Source organism: Novosphingobium sp. APW14 (genome assembly GCF_032337075.1).
Classification (GTDB): domain Bacteria; phylum Pseudomonadota; class Alphaproteobacteria; order Sphingomonadales; family Sphingomonadaceae; genus Novosphingobium.
In genome coordinates, this window is sequence record NZ_JAVYAB010000003.1 from 28,308 (window position 1) to 44,304 (window position 15,997).

The window sequence follows — 15,997 nt, forward strand, 5'->3', positions numbered from 1 at the left end:
GAATTGCGAAGGGCGGCCACCGGCCGCCCTTTTCATTTGCCCGGTTCGAGCACGACCTTGCCGACGATCTCCCGTCCGGCCATTGCCGCATAGGCCTCGCGCCAGCGGCTGAGCGGCAGGATCCGATCAATATGCGGGTTCAGTCGGCCATCGGCAGCAAGGGTGGCCACTGCCTCGCGGATGACCTTGCCCCGGTCCGGGAAGCGGCGGGCATATTCGCCGGCCCGCACGCCAACCACGGCAAAGCCCTTGATCAGCGGAATATTGGTTGAGATGTCGGCGATCCGCCCACCGGCAAAGCCGATCACCAGCAGCTTGCCGCCAAAGGCGACGCAGCGCGTGCTTTCATCAAACACGTCGCCGCCAACCGGATCATAGACCAGATCGCACAAGTGCCCTCCGGTCAGTTCGGCCACCTGTTCGCGAAAGCGTCCTTCGGCCAGGATTACCGCTTCAGCATCGCAGGCCGCGCGCAGCGCCGCCAGCTTGCCCGGGGAACCGGTGGTGGCGATGACATGGGCGCCAAGCCGCTTGGCCAGTTCAACCGCAGCCAGGCCCACGCCGCCGCTGGCGCCGTGGACCAGCACCCATTGGCCGGCCTTCAGCCCGCCCACCTCGACCAGCGCGGTGTAAGCCGTGCCATAGGCCGCCCCCAGGGCCGCAGCAGAAACCATCCCGATTCCCGGCGGCATGGCAGAGAGTGCGCGGGCCGGGACCACGGCATATTCGGCAAAGGCGCCGGTCTTGTTGCCGCCATAGACCCCGTCGCCCGGCTTGAAACCGGTGTCCGGATCCGCCTCGACCACTTCACCGGCAAATTCGAGGCCGGCAGTGAAGGGCACGTCTGGTTTGAACTGATATTCGCCGCGCGTCATCAGCAGGTCCGGGAAGTTGAGCGAGGCGGCATGGACCTTCACCAGCACCTCCCCCGGTCCACGCTGGGGTACGGGCAGGTCAGAGAGTGTAACCCCGGAGAGGTCCGCACTCAGTCGTTCAACCAGCAGTGCTTGCATTGGCCGTTCTGCTCCCCACCCAATTCCGCTAGCCCTGAGCTTGTCGAAGGGCCGCTCTTGTTCTTGCCACCCTGCGCGAGAACCAAGGAAAAGAACAGTGCTTCATCTTGCGATGACTTCGTTCCGACAAGCTCAGCACGAGCGGGCAGTGGAGACGGGGTCTAGAAATTGTCCTTGGCGGCGCGCAGGGCTGCAAAAGTGGCCACGGCATCGCCTCCGCCCCAGCGCGCACTCAACGCAGGGTCATCGGCGCGTAGGAAGGGGTTGGTGGCCAATTCGCGCGAAAGCGGCGTGGGGACGGTCGGCTTACCCGCGGCGCGGGCCTTCTCGATTTGCGCGGCATAGGCCTGCAGTTCGGCATTGTCCGGATCGGCGTGGAGCGCGAAGCGGGCGTTCGATGCAGTATATTCGTGCGCGCAGTACAGCAGCGTCTCCGGCGGAAGGGCCTTGATCCGCTCGAGGCTGGCCCAGAATTGGTCGGGCTGGCCTTCGAACATCCGTCCGCACCCCAGCGCGAAAACCGCGTCGCCAACAAAGGCTACTCCGGCCTCGGGCAGGTGGAAGGCAATATGGCCATTGGTGTGGCCGGAAACGTCAATCACCTGGGCGGTAAAGGCGCCCAGCGTCACCTTGCTACCGTGGGCGACGATCTGGTCTGGCGCGGCGATCCGCTCAACCTCTGCCGGAGCAATGACGGTGCAGCCGGTCGCCGCCTTGATCGCAGTGTTGCCGCCGGCATGATCGGGGTGCCAGTGGGTGTTCCAGATATGAGTGATCTGCCAGCCCTTGTGTCCGGCCTCACGCAGATAGGCATCGGCATCAGGGGTATCGATACAGGCGGTCGCTCCGCTCACCGGATCGTGAAGCAGGTATCCATAGTTGTCTGACAGGCACGGGAACTGATGAATTTCGAGCATGGGCCAAGGATAAACCCATTCCGCCCGCAAAGCAAAAGCCCGCCCGGATTGCTCCGGACGGGCCTTTGTTGCTTAGCCTGCGGCTTGGCGAAGAAGGATTAGTCCTTCTTGGCCTTCAGCGCGGCGCCCAGAATGTCGCCCAGCGAAGCGCCGGCATCCGACGAACCGTACTGTTCCACGGCTTCCTTTTCTTCGGCCAGCTGGCGGGCCTTGACCGAGAAGTTCGGCTTCTTCGAACGATCGAAGCCGGTGACCATGGCATCGAGCTTCTGGCCAACCTGGAAGCGGTCGGTGCGCTGCTCGTCGCGGTCGCGGCCCAGGTCCGAACGCTTGATGAAGCCGGTGGCGCCATCTTCGCCAGCCTGCACTTCAAGGCCGCCATCGCGGACTTCAAGGACGGTGACGGTGACGATCTCGTTCTTCTTCAGGCCCGAAGCGGCAGCGGCGACGCCGGCAGCCGGTGCACCCTTTTCAAGCTGCTTCATGCCAAGCGAGATGCGCTCCTTCTCCACGTCGACGTCGAGCACGATGGCCGAAACCTGCTCGCCCTTGCGGTGCAGAGCCAGCGCGTCTTCGCCCGAGATGCCCCAGGCGATGTCCGACATGTGGACCATGCCGTCGACGTCGCCGTCGAGGCCGATGAACAGGCCGAATTCGGTTGCGTTCTTGACTTCGCCTTCCACGGTCGAACCAACCGGGTGCTTCTCGGCGAAGGCTTCCCAGGGGTTCTGCTGGGCCTGCTTGAGGCCAAGCGAGATGCGGCGCTTGTCGCTGTCAACTTCCAGCACCAGCACGTCGACTTCCTGCGAGGTCGAAACGATCTTGCCGGGGTGGACGTTCTTCTTGGTCCAGGACATTTCCGAAACGTGGACCAGACCTTCGATCCCGGCTTCCAGCTCCACAAAGGCGCCGTATTCGGTGATGTTGGTAACCACGCCGCGCAGCTTCGCGCCGACCGGGTACTTGGCGATGACGCCTTCCCACGGATCCGATTCCAGCTGCTTCATGCCCAGGCTGATGCGCTGGGTGTCCTGGTTGATGCGGATGATCTGCACCTTCACGGTGTCACCGATATTGATGACTTCGTTCGGGTGGTTGACGCGCTTGTAGCTCATGTCGGTGACATGGAGCAGGCCGTCGATGCCGCCCAGGTCAACGAACGCACCGTAATCGGTGATGTTCTTGACCACGCCATCGATGATCTGGCCTTCGGCGAGGTTCTGGATCAGGCCCGAGCGCTGTTCGGCGCGGGTTTCTTCCAGCACGGCGCGGCGCGAGACGACGATGTTACCGCGGCGGCGGTCCATCTTCAGGATCTGGAACGGCTGCGGCACGTCCATCAGTGGCTGCACGTCGCGCACAGGGCGGATATCGACTTGGCTGCCGGGGAGGAAGGCAACGGCACCGTTAAGGTCGACCGTGAAGCCGCCCTTGACGCGGCCGAAGATCACGCCTTCGACTCGCTTGCCTTCACCGAATTCTTCTTCAAGCTTGTCCCAGGCGGCTTCGCGGCGGGCGCGGTCGCGGCTGAGCATGGCATCGCCATCAGCGTTTTCGACGCGGTCAACGAAGACTTCGACTTCGTCGCCGACCTTCAGGCCATGCGGCTGACCCGGCATGGCGAATTCCTTGAGCGGAACGCGGCCTTCGCTCTTGAGGCCGACGTCGATCACGGCCTTGTCGCCTTCGATCGCGGTAATGGTGCCCTTGACGACCCGGCCTTCAAAGCCGCCATCAGCGGCGCCACCGAGGGATTCGTCGAGCAGCGCGGCAAAATCGTCGCGCGTGGGGTTGGCTGCAGAAGCCATATGTACAGTTTCCTGTCTATCGATGTTTCCGGCCAAGCGGTTGTATCCGCTGGTCTTTTCTCCGCCGCAGCACCATTGCTTGAGCGGGCCAAAAGTGGGCCGATCGTCGCAGGGGCCGAATGCCGTCCACGACATCCTTTCGGGCGCGAGCCCTCCGGGACCGGCGGCGCTTAAGCGGGCGAGGCCGCTAAAGCAAGGAATTTGCGACCAATCGCGGCCTCAGATCGCTGGCCTGTAGCCCGATTTCTTCAGCGTCACGATATAGGCGGAAAGATCGCGCACCTGGCCGCGATCGATCTTGAACTGCATGGCATCGGGATAATTGTGCGCATCGCGCAGGTTCTGACGCAGCGTTGCGCTGGTCAGGCCCTGGCGATTGGCGATGTCCTCAAAGCCGGGGCTCTCGGGATTGGGGGAGCTACCATTGGCGGAAACGGCATGGCAGGCGGCGCATCGCGCTTCGGCAATCGCCCGTCCGCGCTCCACTTCGGCAAGGCGGCGCTCCTGGACGGTTACGGGTTGGCTGAGGGCTGCCGAAGCGGCTGCCAGCAGGGCGATGGCGGGGAGGGAAAGGCGAAGCATGGGCGGGGCCTAACACTCCCGCCCAGGCCAGGGCAATTGGCTTGCGATGACCCGCTTGCACAGGTTCTGCACGGCATGACCACGTGCAAGCCTGGCGCGCCGTGGCTAGGAGAGGGCTACCAGACGGAGAGAAGCGATGACGACTGACACTGCTGCCAAGCCAGGCCTCGGCCCCCGGACCCGGGTTTTTCTGTGGGGAGGCATTGCCGCGCTGCTCGCTGTGCCGGCGGTGGCCATGCAGTTCAGCACCGAAGTCAATTGGGGCTTGGAGGACTTTGTGACCGCGGCGATCCTGCTCGGGTCGACAGGCCTGGCGCTGGAAGGGGCCGGGCGGGTGCTGGTGACCTCAGGCAAGCGCATGCTGGCTGCGCTGGTCATAATCGGCGCGCTGTTGCTGGCCTGGGCAGAGCTTGCGGTCGGGGTCTTCGACTAACGCCGCGCTTCGGCAATTGCGATGGCCGCGGCGATCGCCTCGTCCCGGTCGAGGTCGCTGGTGTCGAGTAATACGGCATCGGGCGCGGCAACCAGCGGCGCTTCGGCCCGGTTGCGATCGCGCTCGTCGCGGGCCGCGAGATCTGCCGCGATCTCTGCCAGTGCCACGGCGCGGCCCTGCTGCTGCATTTCGCGGAACCGCCGCTCGGCCCGCGCCGGGACCGAGGCTACCACAAACAGCTTCACTTTTGCCTCCGGCGCGATCACCGTGCCGATATCGCGTCCGTCCAGCACCGCGCCGCCGGGCTGGGCGGCAAAGGCGCGCTGGCGTTCATAGAGCGCCTGCCGCACGGCGGGATGGACCGAGACCCGGCTGGCTAGTCCGCCTGTTGCCTCGCTGCGCAGCTCGGGATCGCTGATCAGATCTTCAGGAAAGGCACAGGCGGCAAGGGAATCGACGGGATCATCTGGATTGCCCCCGTTCAAAGCCACCTGCCGCCCAACTGCACGATAGAGCAGCCCCGTATCGAGGTGCGGCAGCCCGAAATGCGCTGCCAGCGCCTTGGCAATCGTGCCCTTGCCCGATGCCGTTGGCCCATCGACCGCGATGATCACTGGGCCAACCCGTCAAGCAGGGCTTCGAAGATCGGGAAGCTGGTGGCGATCGGCCGGGTATCGTCAACCTCCACGCCCTCGCGGCAGGCAAGGCCGGCCACAGCCATCGACATGGCGATCCGGTGATCGAGATGGGTGGCGATTGCCGTTGCCGTGCCGCGCAGCAGATCACCGCCTGTGCCATGAATGGTCAGGCCGTCCTCGGTTTCAGTGACGCGCGCGCCGGCCAGGGTCAGCGCTGCAGCCATGACTGCAATCCGGTCGCTTTCCTTCACTCGCAGTTCCTCAAGGCCGGTGGTGACCGTGGTGCCTTCTGCCAGCGCGGCGGCGACGAACAGGGCGGGGAATTCGTCAATCATGCTTGGTGCGATTGCCGGATCGACTGCTATTCCCTTCAATGCGGAGTGGCGCACCACCAGGTCAGCCACCGGCTCTCCTCCCACTTCACGGCGATTCAATTCCTCGATCTTACCGCCCATCTGGCGCAGCACTTCGACAATGCCCGCGCGGGTGGGGTTGAGGCCGACGTTTTGAATGGTCAGCTCGCTGCCCGGCACGATCAGCGCGGCGACGATGAAGAAGGCGGCGGAGGAGGGATCGCCCGGCACCTCGATCGTTTGGGGCTTGAGCTCCGCTTCGCCCACGAGGCGAATCACCCGGGTGCCATCGCTCTCAACCTCGACCGAAAGGTCGGCGCCGAAGCCGCGCAGCATCCGTTCGGAATGATCACGGGTGGGTACGGGCTCGATCACCGTGGTAATGCCGGGGGTGTTAAGCCCGGCCAGCAGTACGGCGCTTTTTACCTGCGCGCTGGCAACTGGCAGGCGGTATGAAATCGGCACGGCAGGCAAAGCGCCGCGGACTGTGAGGGGCAGGCGGCCACCTTCCGAGGCGTCAAACGCTGCGCCCATTTGTGATAATGGTTCGATCACCCGGCCCATTGGCCGCTTTGAAAGGCTGGCATCGCCGATGAAGTTTGCCATGATCGGGTGGCTCGCCACGAGGCCCATCAGCAGGCGGGTGGAAGTGCCGGAATTCCCCATGTCGAGCGGGGTCTGCGGCTGTAGCAGCGCACCCACACCAACCCCTTGCACGGACCATTCCCCATCGCCAAGGCGTTCGACCGAAGCCCCCATCGCCCGCATCGCAGCGGCGGTGGAAAGGACATCCTCACCCTCCAACAGGCCGGTTACGCGGGTCTCCCCCACGGCCAGAGCGCCCAGCATAATGGAGCGATGGCTGATCGACTTGTCGCCCGGCACGCGGATCGTGCCACGCAGTGGACCAGAGGGCATGAAGCGCCGGGGCTTCATCGCGGCAGGATCAGCGTTGGACACGTCAGCACTTTCACGGGTAGAGCGGCAATCGCGCGCGGCTTTTGACAGCGGGCGCGGGCTATGGCAAGGCGCGCGCCGCGCTGGGACAGGCGCAAGCCGTCTCCAATACGTATTAAGAGTTTCAGCCCGTCGCGGTGGCGAAGGGCAGCATCGAGGAATTGACATGGTCAAGGCTGAATGGGGCGCCAAGCACGGTTGCCCGAAGTGCGGCACCCGCTTTTACGATCTGGGCAAGGATGACCCGATCACCTGCATCGAATGCGGCTATGCCTGGCATGTCGATCCGGTGCTGAAGTCAAAGCAGCCGATTCCCTACGAGGAAGTGCAGAAGGCCAAGGTTGAAGAGGTCGAGGACGTCGATCTCGCCGATCCGGATCTGGACATCGATGAAGATGGCGATTCGCCGGACAACGACGTTGATCTGGGCGGCGACGATGACCTTGGCGTCGGCGTTGGCGATGATGACGGTGACGAAAACTGATCCGTTAAAAAACGCTCTTGCCAAGGGCGGGAGCCGCCACTAGAGGGGCGGCCTCGCTCGACAGGTCGGGCGGGAACGGTGAGCTTCCCAAGGGCTCACTGAATGATGGTCAAGGGGCCTTAGCTCAGCTGGGAGAGCGCCTGCATGGCATGCAGGAGGTCAGCGGTTCGATCCCGCTAGGCTCCACCATCATCGAAGAGTTTGAGTATCTGAGCGGCAAGCTGGTCGGCGAGGTTTCGCCCACCGGCTTTTTTCGCGTTTCGAGGTTTGTGACCGCATGTTCGACAGTCTTTCAGACCGGCTAGGCAGCGTCTTTGACAAGCTGCGCGGGCGCGGTGCGCTGAATGAAGCAGACGTGCGCGAAGCGATGCGCGAAGTGCGAATCGCCCTGCTCGAAGCCGATGTTGCCCTTCCCGTTGTTCGCCGCTTCATTGATTCGGTTACCGAACAGGCGGTCGGCCAGTCGGTCCTGAAGTCGGTCACGCCCGGTCAGCAGGTCGTCAAGATCGTCAACGATGCGCTGGTCGAGATGCTGGGTGGCGATGACGTCCCCGGGCTCGATTTGGCTGCCACGCCGCCGGTCGTGATCATGATGGTCGGCCTGCAAGGGTCGGGCAAGACCACCACGACTGCCAAGCTGGCCAAGCTGCTCAAGGAAAAGCACGGCAAGAAGGCCATGATGGCCTCGCTCGACGTCAACCGTCCGGCCGCGCAGGAACAGCTCAAGGTGCTGGGCGAGCAGGTGGAAGTTGCCACCCTGCCGATCATCGCCGGCCAGCAGCCAGTCGATATCGCCACCCGCGCGCTCCAGGCCGCGAAGCTGCAGGCGATTGACGTGCTGCTGCTCGATACGGCGGGCCGCCTCCACGTTGACCAGCAACTGATGGACGAGATGCAGGCCGTTGCCGCGATCTCCTCGCCCAAGGAAGTGCTGCTGGTAGTCGATTCGTTGACCGGCCAGGATGCGGTCAACGTTGCCCAGAGCTTTACTGCACAGGTACCGCTGACCGGCGTGGTCCTGACCCGGATGGACGGCGATGCTCGCGGTGGTGCTGCACTGTCGATGCGCGCCGTTACCGGCAAGCCGATCAAGTTTGCGGGTATCGGCGAAAAGCTTGACGCGCTTGAGGCTTTCCAGCCCAGCCGTGTCGCCGGCCGGATCCTTGGCATGGGCGATGTCGTCTCAATCGTTGAGCGCGCCGCTGCTGCGATCGAGGAGGAAGAGGCCGAGCGGATGGCCGCGCGGATGGCCAAGGGTCAGTTCGACATGAACGACCTGCGCCAGCAGCTGCGGCAGATGCAGAAGATGGGCGGCCTCGGCGCGCTTGCCGGCATGCTGCCAGGCATGAAAAAGGCCAAGCAGGCGATGGAACAGTCCGGCATGGACGATCGCGTGCTGTTGCGGATGGATGCGATCATCGGTTCGATGACGCCCAAGGAGCGGACGAGGCCGGACTTGCTTAACGCCAAGCGCAAGATCCGCATTGCCAATGGTTCGGGCGTTCAGGTTCAGGACGTAAACAAGCTGCTCAAGATGCACCAGGAAATGGAGCGCGCGATGAAGCAGATTAAGAAGATGGGCGGCCTTGCCGGGCTGGGCAAGCTGTTCGGTGGCGGCGGCCTTGGGGCCGCGATGCCGGGCCTTGGCGGCCCCGGAGCGGGAGGCGGTTTGCCATCGAACCTCAATGATTTGCTGAAGAAAAAGTAATTCTCAATTTAATCTGATTTGTTTGAAAGGTAGTTCAAATGTCTGTTTCTCTTCGTCTTTCGCGTGGTGGCTCGAAGAAGCGCCCGTACTACAAGATCGTCGTCGCCAACAGCCGCGCCCCGCGCGACGGCAAGTTCCTTGAGCAGGTCGGCACCTACAACCCGCTGCTCGCCAAGGACGATGCTAACCGCGTTCGCCTGGTCGAAGATCGCGTGAAGTACTGGATCGGCGTTGGCGCCCAGCCGACCGACCGCGTTGCCCGCCTGCTCGACAAGGCCGGCATCAAGGAGCGCGCGCCGACGAACAACCCGAAGAAGGCTGAGCCGGGTCAGAAGGCCAAGGACCGCGCCGAGGAAAAGGCCGAAAAGGCCCGTGAAGCTGAAGAGGCTGCTGCCGCTGCTGCCGCCGCTCCGGCGGTTGAAGAAGTGGTCGAAGCTCCGGCCGCCGAAGAAGCTGCTGCTGAAGCGCCTGCCGCCGAAGAAGCTGCTGCCGAGGAAGCTCCGGCCGCTGAAGCCAGCGAAGAGCAGGCTGAGGGCTAAGCCATCTTGGCCGGGGACAAGCCTGTCACTCTCGCCGCCATCGCCGGCGCGCACGGGGTGACGGGCGAAGTTCGCCTCAAGCTGTTTGGTGAAGGCGTGGAATCGCTCAAGCGGTTCCGCGCCTTCAACGATTCAAGCTTGACCGTTTCCAAGCTGCGCGATGACGGCAAGGGCGGGGCGATTGCCCGCTTTGCCGAAGTAACCGACCGCAATGCGGCCGAAGCACTGCGCGGCACCGTGCTGACGGTCCCGCGTTCGGCCCTGCCGCCGCTGGAAGCGGGTGAATACTACCATGCCGATCTGCTTGGCCTTCCGGCTGTTTCCAGCGATGGAACGGCCCTGGGCGAAGTTATCGCGGTCGAGAACTTTGGCGCCGGCGATGTGATCGAGATCAAGCGCCCCACTGGCAAGCGCTTCATGGTGCCGATGCGGATCGAAGCCGTGCCTGAATGGGATGAAGCCCGGATCGTGATCACGGCGGCGTTCGCGGAAGATTAGACTGCGATTATGGGCATCCTGCTCGGACTGATCGTGATGGTGCTGTTGCCGGCCGGGCTGGCCTGGGGCATCTGCAGCGGGATGCGGGTCCTCAACCCCGATAGCGGGCGGAAGCGGCGCATCCTGATTTCGGCAGCTACCGCGGGCGCTATCCCGGTCTTGCTGCCGCTGGTCGCGATGCTGCGGCGCGGTATGCCTTATGGCATTATTCCGGTCATCGCTCTGCTGGCCCTGGGGCTGCTAATCGCCTTGCTGATCGGCTTGCCGGTCGCGATCCGGACCACCCGAAACGACTTTGTCGCCTAGCGCGGTTTGCCCACCAGCTTTTCCAGTTCCTTGGCAAAACGCTTCAGCTCGAAGTTTTGCGGATCGTCGTGGGCATCGGGAATGCCCGCATCGATCGTGTTGTGCTGCGCAGGGATGAGCCAGTAGCCGGCCCGCGCGCTGGCATAGACGTAAAGCGCTGCGAGCATCCTGTATTGCTCCTTGGTAAAGCCTGGCTTGGGACCATAGGTTTGCCCGCGGCTGGTTGCGCCGGGCAGGAAGCGGCGCGGCTGGACCGTTTCGATATGGACCATCCGCCCCCGCGCGCGCGGGCCGACAACGCGGCTTTCCAGCTTGGTTGCCCGCCAGCCTTCCTGGAAATCGTGCCCCGCCCAGACCTGCCCAACCCGGTTCAGGAAGATGTGCGCCACCGGTTCATGCGCGAAGGTCTGGTCCATGTAGGGGGTAAAGTCATTGACCTTGAGGTCCAGGTTAAGCCGCTTGGGGAAGGGCTCGTAGGCGTAGAACGGGGTCGAAGTATCGTGGATCACGAAATAGAGTGCCGGCAGCCCTTCATCTGTGCGCGACAGCGGTGCGGCTGACCACTGCTGGGCATAAGCGCGATAGGGCTCGGGAAAGGCGGCGATTGCGACGGCCTGCTGCTCAGGCTCGGGGCCGTCCTTGCGCTCCATCAGGGAGCGGATCACGCGTGGCAGCGGCTGCGGTTTGCGCACGGCGAGCAGCTCGATCTTCCGCAACAGGCACGTGGCCTGTTCCACCTTGGTGCCGGCAAAGGTCAGCGTTTCGCGGCTGAAGCGGCATTCGCCGATCTCCTCGGCAGGGGCTGGCGTAGCAAGAAACAGCAAGGGCAGAGCAAGCAGTCTTTTCATGGCGCCACTGTTCCCTGCCCGGTCCGCGCAGGCAAGAGTTCAATTGCCAAGTTGCGGGCGATCTGGAAAAGGCCCGGGCGATGACCTTTGCCGCCACAGTCCTGACCCTTTACCCTGAGATGTTCCCGGGGCCGCTGGGCGTCAGCCTGGCAGGTCGCGCGCGGGAAGAGGGCAAGTGGTCGCTGGAGACGGTCCAGATCCGCCATTTCGCGATCGACAAGCACAAGACCGTGGATGACACCCCGGCCGGCGGCGGCGCCGGAATGGTGCTAAGGGTAGACGTGCTGGCTGCCGCGATTGACCATGCCCGTGCCAGCCAGCCCGATTGCCCAGTCATCGCCATGACCCCACGCGGCAAGCCGCTGACCCAGGCCCGCGTGCGCGAGCTGGCGGCAGGGCCGGGTGTGACGGTTCTTTGCGGCCGGTTTGAGGGCTTTGACGAGCGGATTTTCGCAGGGCGCCAGGTTGAGGATGTGTCGATCGGCGATATCGTCCTCTCGGGCGGTGAACCTGCAGCGCTGATGCTGTTGGACGCTTGCATTCGGCTGCTTCCCGGCGTAATGGGCGCCCCTTCCAGTGGGTCCGAAGAATCGTTCGAGAACGGTTTATTGGAATATCCTCACTATACCCGACCTGCTGAGTGGGAAGGGCGCACGATCCCTGAAGTGCTGCGATCGGGGGATCATGCGAAGATCAAGGACTGGCGCAAGCTGCAGTCCGAGATCGATACACGGTCACGCAGGCCGGATCTTTGGGAGCGTCATGAGGGCGCTCGGGTCCTGTCTGCCTCTGGCGCGCGGCGTGAAAAGAAGGACTGAGGATCATGAATCTGATCCAGCAGATCGAGGCCGAGGAAATTGCCAAGGCCGCCAAGGATATTCCGGAGTTCCGCCCCGGTGACACCGTGCGCGTTGGCGTGAAGGTGATCGAAGGCGAACGCAGCCGTGTGCAGGCTTTTGAAGGCGTTTGCATCGCCCGTGCCAACAAGGGCATCGGCAGCAACTTCACCGTCCGCAAGATGAGCTTTGGCGAAGGCGTTGAGCGTGTGTTCCCGCTCTACTCGCCCACGCTCGACAGCATCACCGTTGTCCGCAAGGGCGTGGTGCGTCGTGCGAAGCTTTACTATCTGCGCGGCCGCACCGGCAAGCGCGCTCGTATTGCCGAGCGTCGCGACGTGCGCAGCGACGCCGAGTAAGCGCACCTGCGCTAGGCTCTGGCGCTGCCAGCAAAGCTGTTTAGAGAGGGGCGTCCCGGGAGACCGGGGCGCCCTTTTCGTTGCGTGAGTTTCCTGTGTCGCCCACTTCCCGATTGCTTGCTGCCTGCGCCGTGATCGCGCTCACCCCCGCCCACCCGCTCCTTGCCCAGACTTCTCCGGAGAGCACCGTGACCGCTGCCCAGCCGCTGACCATTGAACGCGTCTTCGCCAGCCCGGGCCTGTCTGGTGCCGTGCCGCGCGGTGTGAAGCTTTCGCCCGATGGCCGCTGGCTGACCCTGCTGCGGGGCCGCCCGGACGATCGCGAGCGCTATGACCTGTGGGGCTTTGATCGCACGACCGGCAAGTGGGCCATGTTGGTCGATTCGCTTAAGCTTGGTTCGGGCAAGGACCTTTCCGAGGCCGAGAAGATGCAGCGCGAGCGGCAGCGGATCGGTGATCTGAAGGGCATTGTCAGCTATGAATGGGCGGCAGACAGCCAGGCGATCCTGGTCCCGCTTGATGGCGACCTGTTTCTCGCCCGGCTGGATGGTTCGGTGCAGCGGCTTTCGGACACCTCGGAGGACGAGCTTAACCCCGCGCTGAGCCCTAAAGGCGCTTATGTATCCTTCGTTCGCGGGCGACGGCTTTGGACCGGCAAGGTTGGTGAAGCGGCCCAGCCGGTGACCCCGCAGGAGCAAGCGGAGACTGTCTCGTGGGGCGAGGCGGAATTCGTCGCGCAGGAAGAAATGGACCGCCACACTGGCTATTGGTGGTCGCCCGATGACAGCCGAGTGGCCGTGCAGCGGTTTGACGAAGCGCCCGTCGCCGTGGTCACCCGCGCCGCGATCGGGGCGGAGGGGACCAAGACCTATGCTCAGCGTTATCCGCTGGCGGGTACGCCCAACGCCTTTGTCTCGCTTTTCGTGCAGAAGCCCGATGGCAGCCAGCGGGTTGAAGTTGAGCTGGGGCCGGACAAGGACATCTATCTGGCCCGCGTCGACTGGGCGCCCGATGGCAAGACGCTGTATGTTCAGCGCGAGGATCGCGGCCAGGCCAAACTTGATATGCTTGCCGTCGATCCCGCCACCGGCAAGAGCCGGGTGCTGTTCACTGAAACGGCAGCCAAGGGCCACTGGATCGACCTGTCGCACAGCTACCGCTTCCTTAAGGACGGCAGCCTGGTGTGGTGGTCGCAGCGGGATGGTTTCGGCCACCTCTGGCACTTCAAACAGGGCAAGTGGCAGCAATTGACCAAGGGTGATTGGGTGGTCACTGCGCTGGTTGGCGTGGACGAAACATCTGGCAAGGTGTTCTTCACGGGGACCAAGGACGATCCGCTGGCGCACCAGGTCTATGCGATTGACCTGAAGCGTTCGGGCGAGGTCCACCGCCTCACTGAGCTGGCCTTTCACAACAGTGCCAGCATGGATCGTTCGGGCAAGTCGTTGCTGATCTCGCGCTCATCTGTGGGCCAGCCACCACAGGTCTACCTGGCCGATCAGAGCGGCAAGCGGATCGCCTGGGTGGAAGAGAACAAGCTGGATGCGAAGCACCCTTATACGCCCTATCTGGCCAGCCACCGCCCGGTTGAATTCGGGACGATCAAGGTGGCCGATGGCACTGTGCTGCACTGGAACATGATCACGCCGCCGTTGGTGCCGGGCAAGCGCTATCCGGTGTTCTTCTCGCACTATGGCGGGCCCAGCAACCAGCAGGTGCTGCGTGACTGGGGCAGCCCGCTGGCCCAGGCGGTGGTCGACAAGGGCTATATCTGGTTCGAGATCGACAATCGCGGCTCGGACAATCGTGGGGTCAAGTTCGCCAAGCAAATCTTCCGCGCCATGGGCAGTGTAGAGGTGGCTGACCAGTTGGCCGGAGCGGAGTACCTGAAGTCGCTGCCCTTCGTCGACGGCGCGAAGATCGCGACCTATGGCTGGTCTTATGGCGGCTACATGACGCTTAAGATGCTGCAGGCCAATCCGGGGGTCTATGCAGCCGGGATTGCCGGTGCGCCAGTGACAAAGTGGGAACTTTATGACACCCATTATACCGAACGCTATATGGGCGATCCTAAGGCTGATGCCGCCGCCTATGCCAGGGCCAATGCCATGGCTGATACGGCCAGGATCAAGGATCCGCTGCTGCTGATCCACGGCATGGCCGACGACAACGTGGTGTTTGAGAATTCCTCAGCCCTGATCGCAAAAATGCAGGGCGAGGTCGTGCCGTTCGAAATGATGCTCTATCCCGGTTACACCCACCGCGTTGGCGGGCCGAAGGTGGGCCCCCACCTGTGGAACTCGATCTTCGTCTTCCTTGAACGCCACGGAGTAAAGCCATGACCTTTGGCATCGGCCCCACCGGTTCGCCCGCGCAGGTCGCGGCGCTGCAGCAGCAGCTGACAAGCAATCCGACTGACCGGATCGCACGGCACAATCTGGCAGTCGAACTGCGCAAGTGCGGCCGGCTAGACGAGGCGCTGGTCCAGATTGAGCGCACCTGGGGCGAAGGGTTGAAGCTGGCCGAGACGGCAACGATGCGCGGGCACTTGCTGGCCGATGCCGGCCGCTTTGATGAGGCGCTGGAGGCCTATCGCGAAGCGGTGCGGATTAAGCCCGAACTGGTCGAAGCGCACAGCACCATGGCCAGCCTGCTCCCGCAGCTTGGGCGCGGGGAAGAGGCCCTGGACAGTTTGCGCGAGGCGCTGCTGCGTGCCCCGCAGGCGGGCGCGTTGTGGGTGGAAGCCATGTCGATCGCGCGTGGGCATCATCAATGGGAGCCGCTGTTGGACCTTGCCGCAGAGGCCGAGGTACGATTTGGCACCGACACGATGATCTCTGCCTTCGTTGCCAATGCGCTGTCTGCGTTGGGCCGCGACGACGAAGCACTGGCCCGGATCGACGCGGCGCTGGAGCAGGAACCGACCTATCCTCCTGGTCACACGATCCGCGCGCACATCCTGCTGCGCAAGGGTGACCCTGCCGGTGCGGCCGGGGCCGCCGAGACGGCGGCGCGGTTGCTGCCCAAGGACCAGTCGAGCTGGGCGCTGCTGGGCATCGCCTGGCGCCTGCTTGATGACGAGCGCGAGCACTGGCTGTGCGATTATGAAAACCTAGTCATGCCGATTGACCTTGGGCTAGATCCGCGGCTGCTGGGCGGGCTGGAGGCGCGGCACCAGCTTGCCGCCCATCCGGCGGACCAATCGCTGCGTGGCGGCACCCAGACGCGCGGCAACCTGTTCGAGGCGGATGATCCGGTGATCGGCGGCCTGGCGCGCGCCTGCAAGGCAGCGATCGAGCAGCGACTGGCATCGCTCCGTCCCGATCCGGCGCATCCCTTCCTTGGGCGCCTTACCGGGCAAGTTGGCTTTCCAACCTCGTGGTCGGTGCGTCTGGCAGCTTCAGGCTATCACATCAGCCACATCCACCCCGCAGGGTGGCTCAGCAGCGCCTATTACGCCAGCCTGCCGCCGGAAGTGGCCGCAGGTGAAGGGCAGGGCGCCCTGGCCTTTGGCGTGCCCGATGCCGCGCTGGGGCTGGACCTGGCTCCGCGCCGGGTGGTGCAGCCGCAAGAGGGGCACCTGGTGCTGTTCCCATCCTATCTGTGGCATGGGACCACCCCGTTCGAGAGCGCAGCACCGCGAGTGACCGTAGCCTTTGATGCGCTGCCGGTGGACAACAGCGGCCAGCAGGTTTAGCCGCAGCGACCATATTACAGG

17 protein-coding genes and 1 tRNA gene are annotated in these 15,997 nt (G+C 63.9%); 11 read left to right on the top strand and 7 right to left on the bottom strand.

The annotated features are described in order from the left end of the window. Positions 1-32: 32 nt before the first annotated feature. The 4 genes from RQP55_RS04690 to RQP55_RS04705 all read right to left on the bottom strand — a co-directional run bounded on the left by RQP55_RS04690 (position 33) and on the right by RQP55_RS04705 (position 4,320). A complete protein-coding gene (locus RQP55_RS04690; protein WP_315609035.1) occupies positions 33-1,013 on the bottom strand; it encodes an NADPH:quinone oxidoreductase family protein in 981 nt (326 codons plus the stop codon). A gap of 161 nt (positions 1,014-1,174) precedes the next feature. Next, positions 1,175-1,930 carry a hydroxyacylglutathione hydrolase gene (gene gloB, locus RQP55_RS04695; RefSeq protein WP_315609036.1) on the bottom strand — a complete coding sequence of 252 codons (756 nt, stop codon included), beginning with the start codon at positions 1,928-1,930 and terminating at the stop codon, positions 1,175-1,177. Positions 1,931-2,028: 98 nt separating this feature from the next. Continuing rightward, complete coding sequence (rpsA, locus tag RQP55_RS04700) at positions 2,029-3,738, bottom strand: 30S ribosomal protein S1 (protein ID WP_315609037.1); 1,710 nt, start codon at positions 3,736-3,738, stop codon at positions 2,029-2,031. Between the two features lie 219 nt (positions 3,739-3,957). Continuing rightward, a complete protein-coding gene (locus RQP55_RS04705; RefSeq protein ID WP_315609038.1) occupies positions 3,958-4,320 on the bottom strand; it encodes a cytochrome c in 363 nt (120 codons plus the stop codon). 136 nt (positions 4,321-4,456) lie between these two features. Between RQP55_RS04705 and RQP55_RS04710 the strand changes: the two genes are divergently transcribed. Further along, entirely contained in the window at positions 4,457-4,753 is a 297-nt protein-coding gene (locus RQP55_RS04710; RefSeq protein WP_315609039.1) for a hypothetical protein, read from the top strand. On the opposite strand, the gene RQP55_RS04715 is transcribed toward RQP55_RS04710, so the two are convergent. Then, on the bottom strand, positions 4,750-5,367 hold the full coding sequence (locus RQP55_RS04715) for a d(CMP) kinase (protein WP_315609040.1): 618 nt from the start codon (positions 5,365-5,367) through the stop codon (positions 4,750-4,752). The two genes, RQP55_RS04710 and RQP55_RS04715, sit on opposite strands and share 4 nt — an antisense overlap. Further along, entirely contained in the window at positions 5,364-6,680 is a 1,317-nt protein-coding gene (aroA, locus tag RQP55_RS04720) for a 3-phosphoshikimate 1-carboxyvinyltransferase (RefSeq protein ID WP_315609291.1), read from the bottom strand. The genes RQP55_RS04715 and aroA overlap by 4 nt, the downstream gene beginning before the upstream one ends. A 187-nt stretch (positions 6,681-6,867) precedes the next feature. Here aroA and RQP55_RS04725 point away from each other — a divergent pair, with 187 nt between their 5' ends. The 6 genes from RQP55_RS04725 to RQP55_RS04750 all read left to right on the top strand — a co-directional run bounded on the left by RQP55_RS04725 (position 6,868) and on the right by RQP55_RS04750 (position 10,236). After that, the gene (locus RQP55_RS04725) at positions 6,868-7,185 is read left to right on the top strand and encodes a TIGR02300 family protein (protein ID WP_315609041.1); all 318 of its coding nucleotides are present in this window, start codon (positions 6,868-6,870) and stop codon (positions 7,183-7,185) included. 113 nt (positions 7,186-7,298) lie between these two features. After that, a tRNA-Ala gene (locus RQP55_RS04730) sits at positions 7,299-7,374 on the top strand. Positions 7,375-7,462: 88 nt separating this feature from the next. Beyond that, entirely contained in the window at positions 7,463-8,893 is a 1,431-nt protein-coding gene (gene ffh / locus RQP55_RS04735; RefSeq protein WP_315609042.1) for a signal recognition particle protein, read from the top strand. A 38-nt stretch (positions 8,894-8,931) separates the two neighbouring features. Then, complete coding sequence (gene rpsP, locus RQP55_RS04740; protein WP_315609043.1) at positions 8,932-9,432, top strand: 30S ribosomal protein S16; 501 nt, start codon at positions 8,932-8,934, stop codon at positions 9,430-9,432. 6 nt (positions 9,433-9,438) lie between these two features. Beyond that, positions 9,439-9,930, top strand: coding sequence for a ribosome maturation factor RimM (gene rimM, locus RQP55_RS04745; protein ID WP_410000265.1), 492 nt, complete (start codon positions 9,439-9,441; stop codon positions 9,928-9,930). Positions 9,931-9,939: 9 nt separating this feature from the next. After that, positions 9,940-10,236 (top strand): hypothetical protein, encoded by a 297-nt coding sequence (locus RQP55_RS04750; RefSeq protein WP_315609044.1) that lies wholly within the window; start codon positions 9,940-9,942, stop codon positions 10,234-10,236. Here the strand turns inward: RQP55_RS04750 and RQP55_RS04755 are convergent. Continuing rightward, positions 10,233-11,084, bottom strand: a complete 852-nt coding sequence (locus tag RQP55_RS04755) for a hypothetical protein (RefSeq protein ID WP_315609045.1) — start codon at positions 11,082-11,084, stop codon at positions 10,233-10,235. The two genes, RQP55_RS04750 and RQP55_RS04755, sit on opposite strands and share 4 nt — an antisense overlap. An 80-nt stretch (positions 11,085-11,164) precedes the next feature. Between RQP55_RS04755 and trmD the strand changes: the two genes are divergently transcribed. The 4 genes from trmD (at position 11,165) to RQP55_RS04775 (ending at position 15,976) form a co-directional block, all read left to right on the top strand. Next, entirely contained in the window at positions 11,165-11,902 is a 738-nt protein-coding gene (gene trmD, locus RQP55_RS04760; protein ID WP_315609046.1) for a tRNA (guanosine(37)-N1)-methyltransferase TrmD, read from the top strand. 5 nt (positions 11,903-11,907) lie between these two features. Then, positions 11,908-12,279 (top strand): 50S ribosomal protein L19, encoded by a 372-nt coding sequence (rplS, locus tag RQP55_RS04765; protein WP_315609047.1) that lies wholly within the window; start codon positions 11,908-11,910, stop codon positions 12,277-12,279. 95 nt (positions 12,280-12,374) lie between these two features. After that, complete coding sequence (locus tag RQP55_RS04770) at positions 12,375-14,621, top strand: DPP IV N-terminal domain-containing protein (RefSeq protein WP_410000266.1); 2,247 nt, start codon at positions 12,375-12,377, stop codon at positions 14,619-14,621. Then, on the top strand, positions 14,618-15,976 hold the full coding sequence (locus RQP55_RS04775; protein WP_315609049.1) for a putative 2OG-Fe(II) oxygenase: 1,359 nt from the start codon (positions 14,618-14,620) through the stop codon (positions 15,974-15,976). Before RQP55_RS04770 ends, RQP55_RS04775 begins: the two co-directional genes overlap by 4 nt. Positions 15,977-15,997: the final 21 nt, after the last annotated feature.

What these genes read in the sequence shown, in the direction of transcription:
- rpsP (WP_315609043.1), top strand. Translation starts at nt 8,932, where the DNA reads ATGTCTGTTTCTCTTCGTCTTTCGCGTGGTGGCTCGAAGAAGCGCCCG.
- gloB (WP_315609036.1), bottom strand. Translation starts at nt 1,930, where the DNA reads ATGCTCGAAATTCATCAGTTCCCGTGCCTGTCAGACAACTATGGATAC.
- RQP55_RS04725 (WP_315609041.1), top strand. Translation starts at nt 6,868, where the DNA reads ATGGTCAAGGCTGAATGGGGCGCCAAGCACGGTTGCCCGAAGTGCGGC.
- rpsA (WP_315609037.1), bottom strand. Translation starts at nt 3,738, where the DNA reads ATGGCTTCTGCAGCCAACCCCACGCGCGACGATTTTGCCGCGCTGCTC.
- RQP55_RS04755 (WP_315609045.1), bottom strand. Translation starts at nt 11,084, where the DNA reads ATGAAAAGACTGCTTGCTCTGCCCTTGCTGTTTCTTGCTACGCCAGCC.
- trmD (WP_315609046.1), top strand. Translation starts at nt 11,165, where the DNA reads ATGACCTTTGCCGCCACAGTCCTGACCCTTTACCCTGAGATGTTCCCG.
- ffh (WP_315609042.1), top strand. Translation starts at nt 7,463, where the DNA reads ATGTTCGACAGTCTTTCAGACCGGCTAGGCAGCGTCTTTGACAAGCTG.
- RQP55_RS04705 (WP_315609038.1), bottom strand. Translation starts at nt 4,320, where the DNA reads ATGCTTCGCCTTTCCCTCCCCGCCATCGCCCTGCTGGCAGCCGCTTCG.
- aroA (WP_315609291.1), bottom strand. Translation starts at nt 6,680, where the DNA reads ATGAAGCCCCGGCGCTTCATGCCCTCTGGTCCACTGCGTGGCACGATC.
- RQP55_RS04750 (WP_315609044.1), top strand. Translation starts at nt 9,940, where the DNA reads ATGGGCATCCTGCTCGGACTGATCGTGATGGTGCTGTTGCCGGCCGGG.
- RQP55_RS04690 (WP_315609035.1), bottom strand. Translation starts at nt 1,013, where the DNA reads ATGCAAGCACTGCTGGTTGAACGACTGAGTGCGGACCTCTCCGGGGTT.
- RQP55_RS04775 (WP_315609049.1), top strand. Translation starts at nt 14,618, where the DNA reads ATGACCTTTGGCATCGGCCCCACCGGTTCGCCCGCGCAGGTCGCGGCG.
- rplS (WP_315609047.1), top strand. Translation starts at nt 11,908, where the DNA reads ATGAATCTGATCCAGCAGATCGAGGCCGAGGAAATTGCCAAGGCCGCC.
- RQP55_RS04710 (WP_315609039.1), top strand. Translation starts at nt 4,457, where the DNA reads ATGACGACTGACACTGCTGCCAAGCCAGGCCTCGGCCCCCGGACCCGG.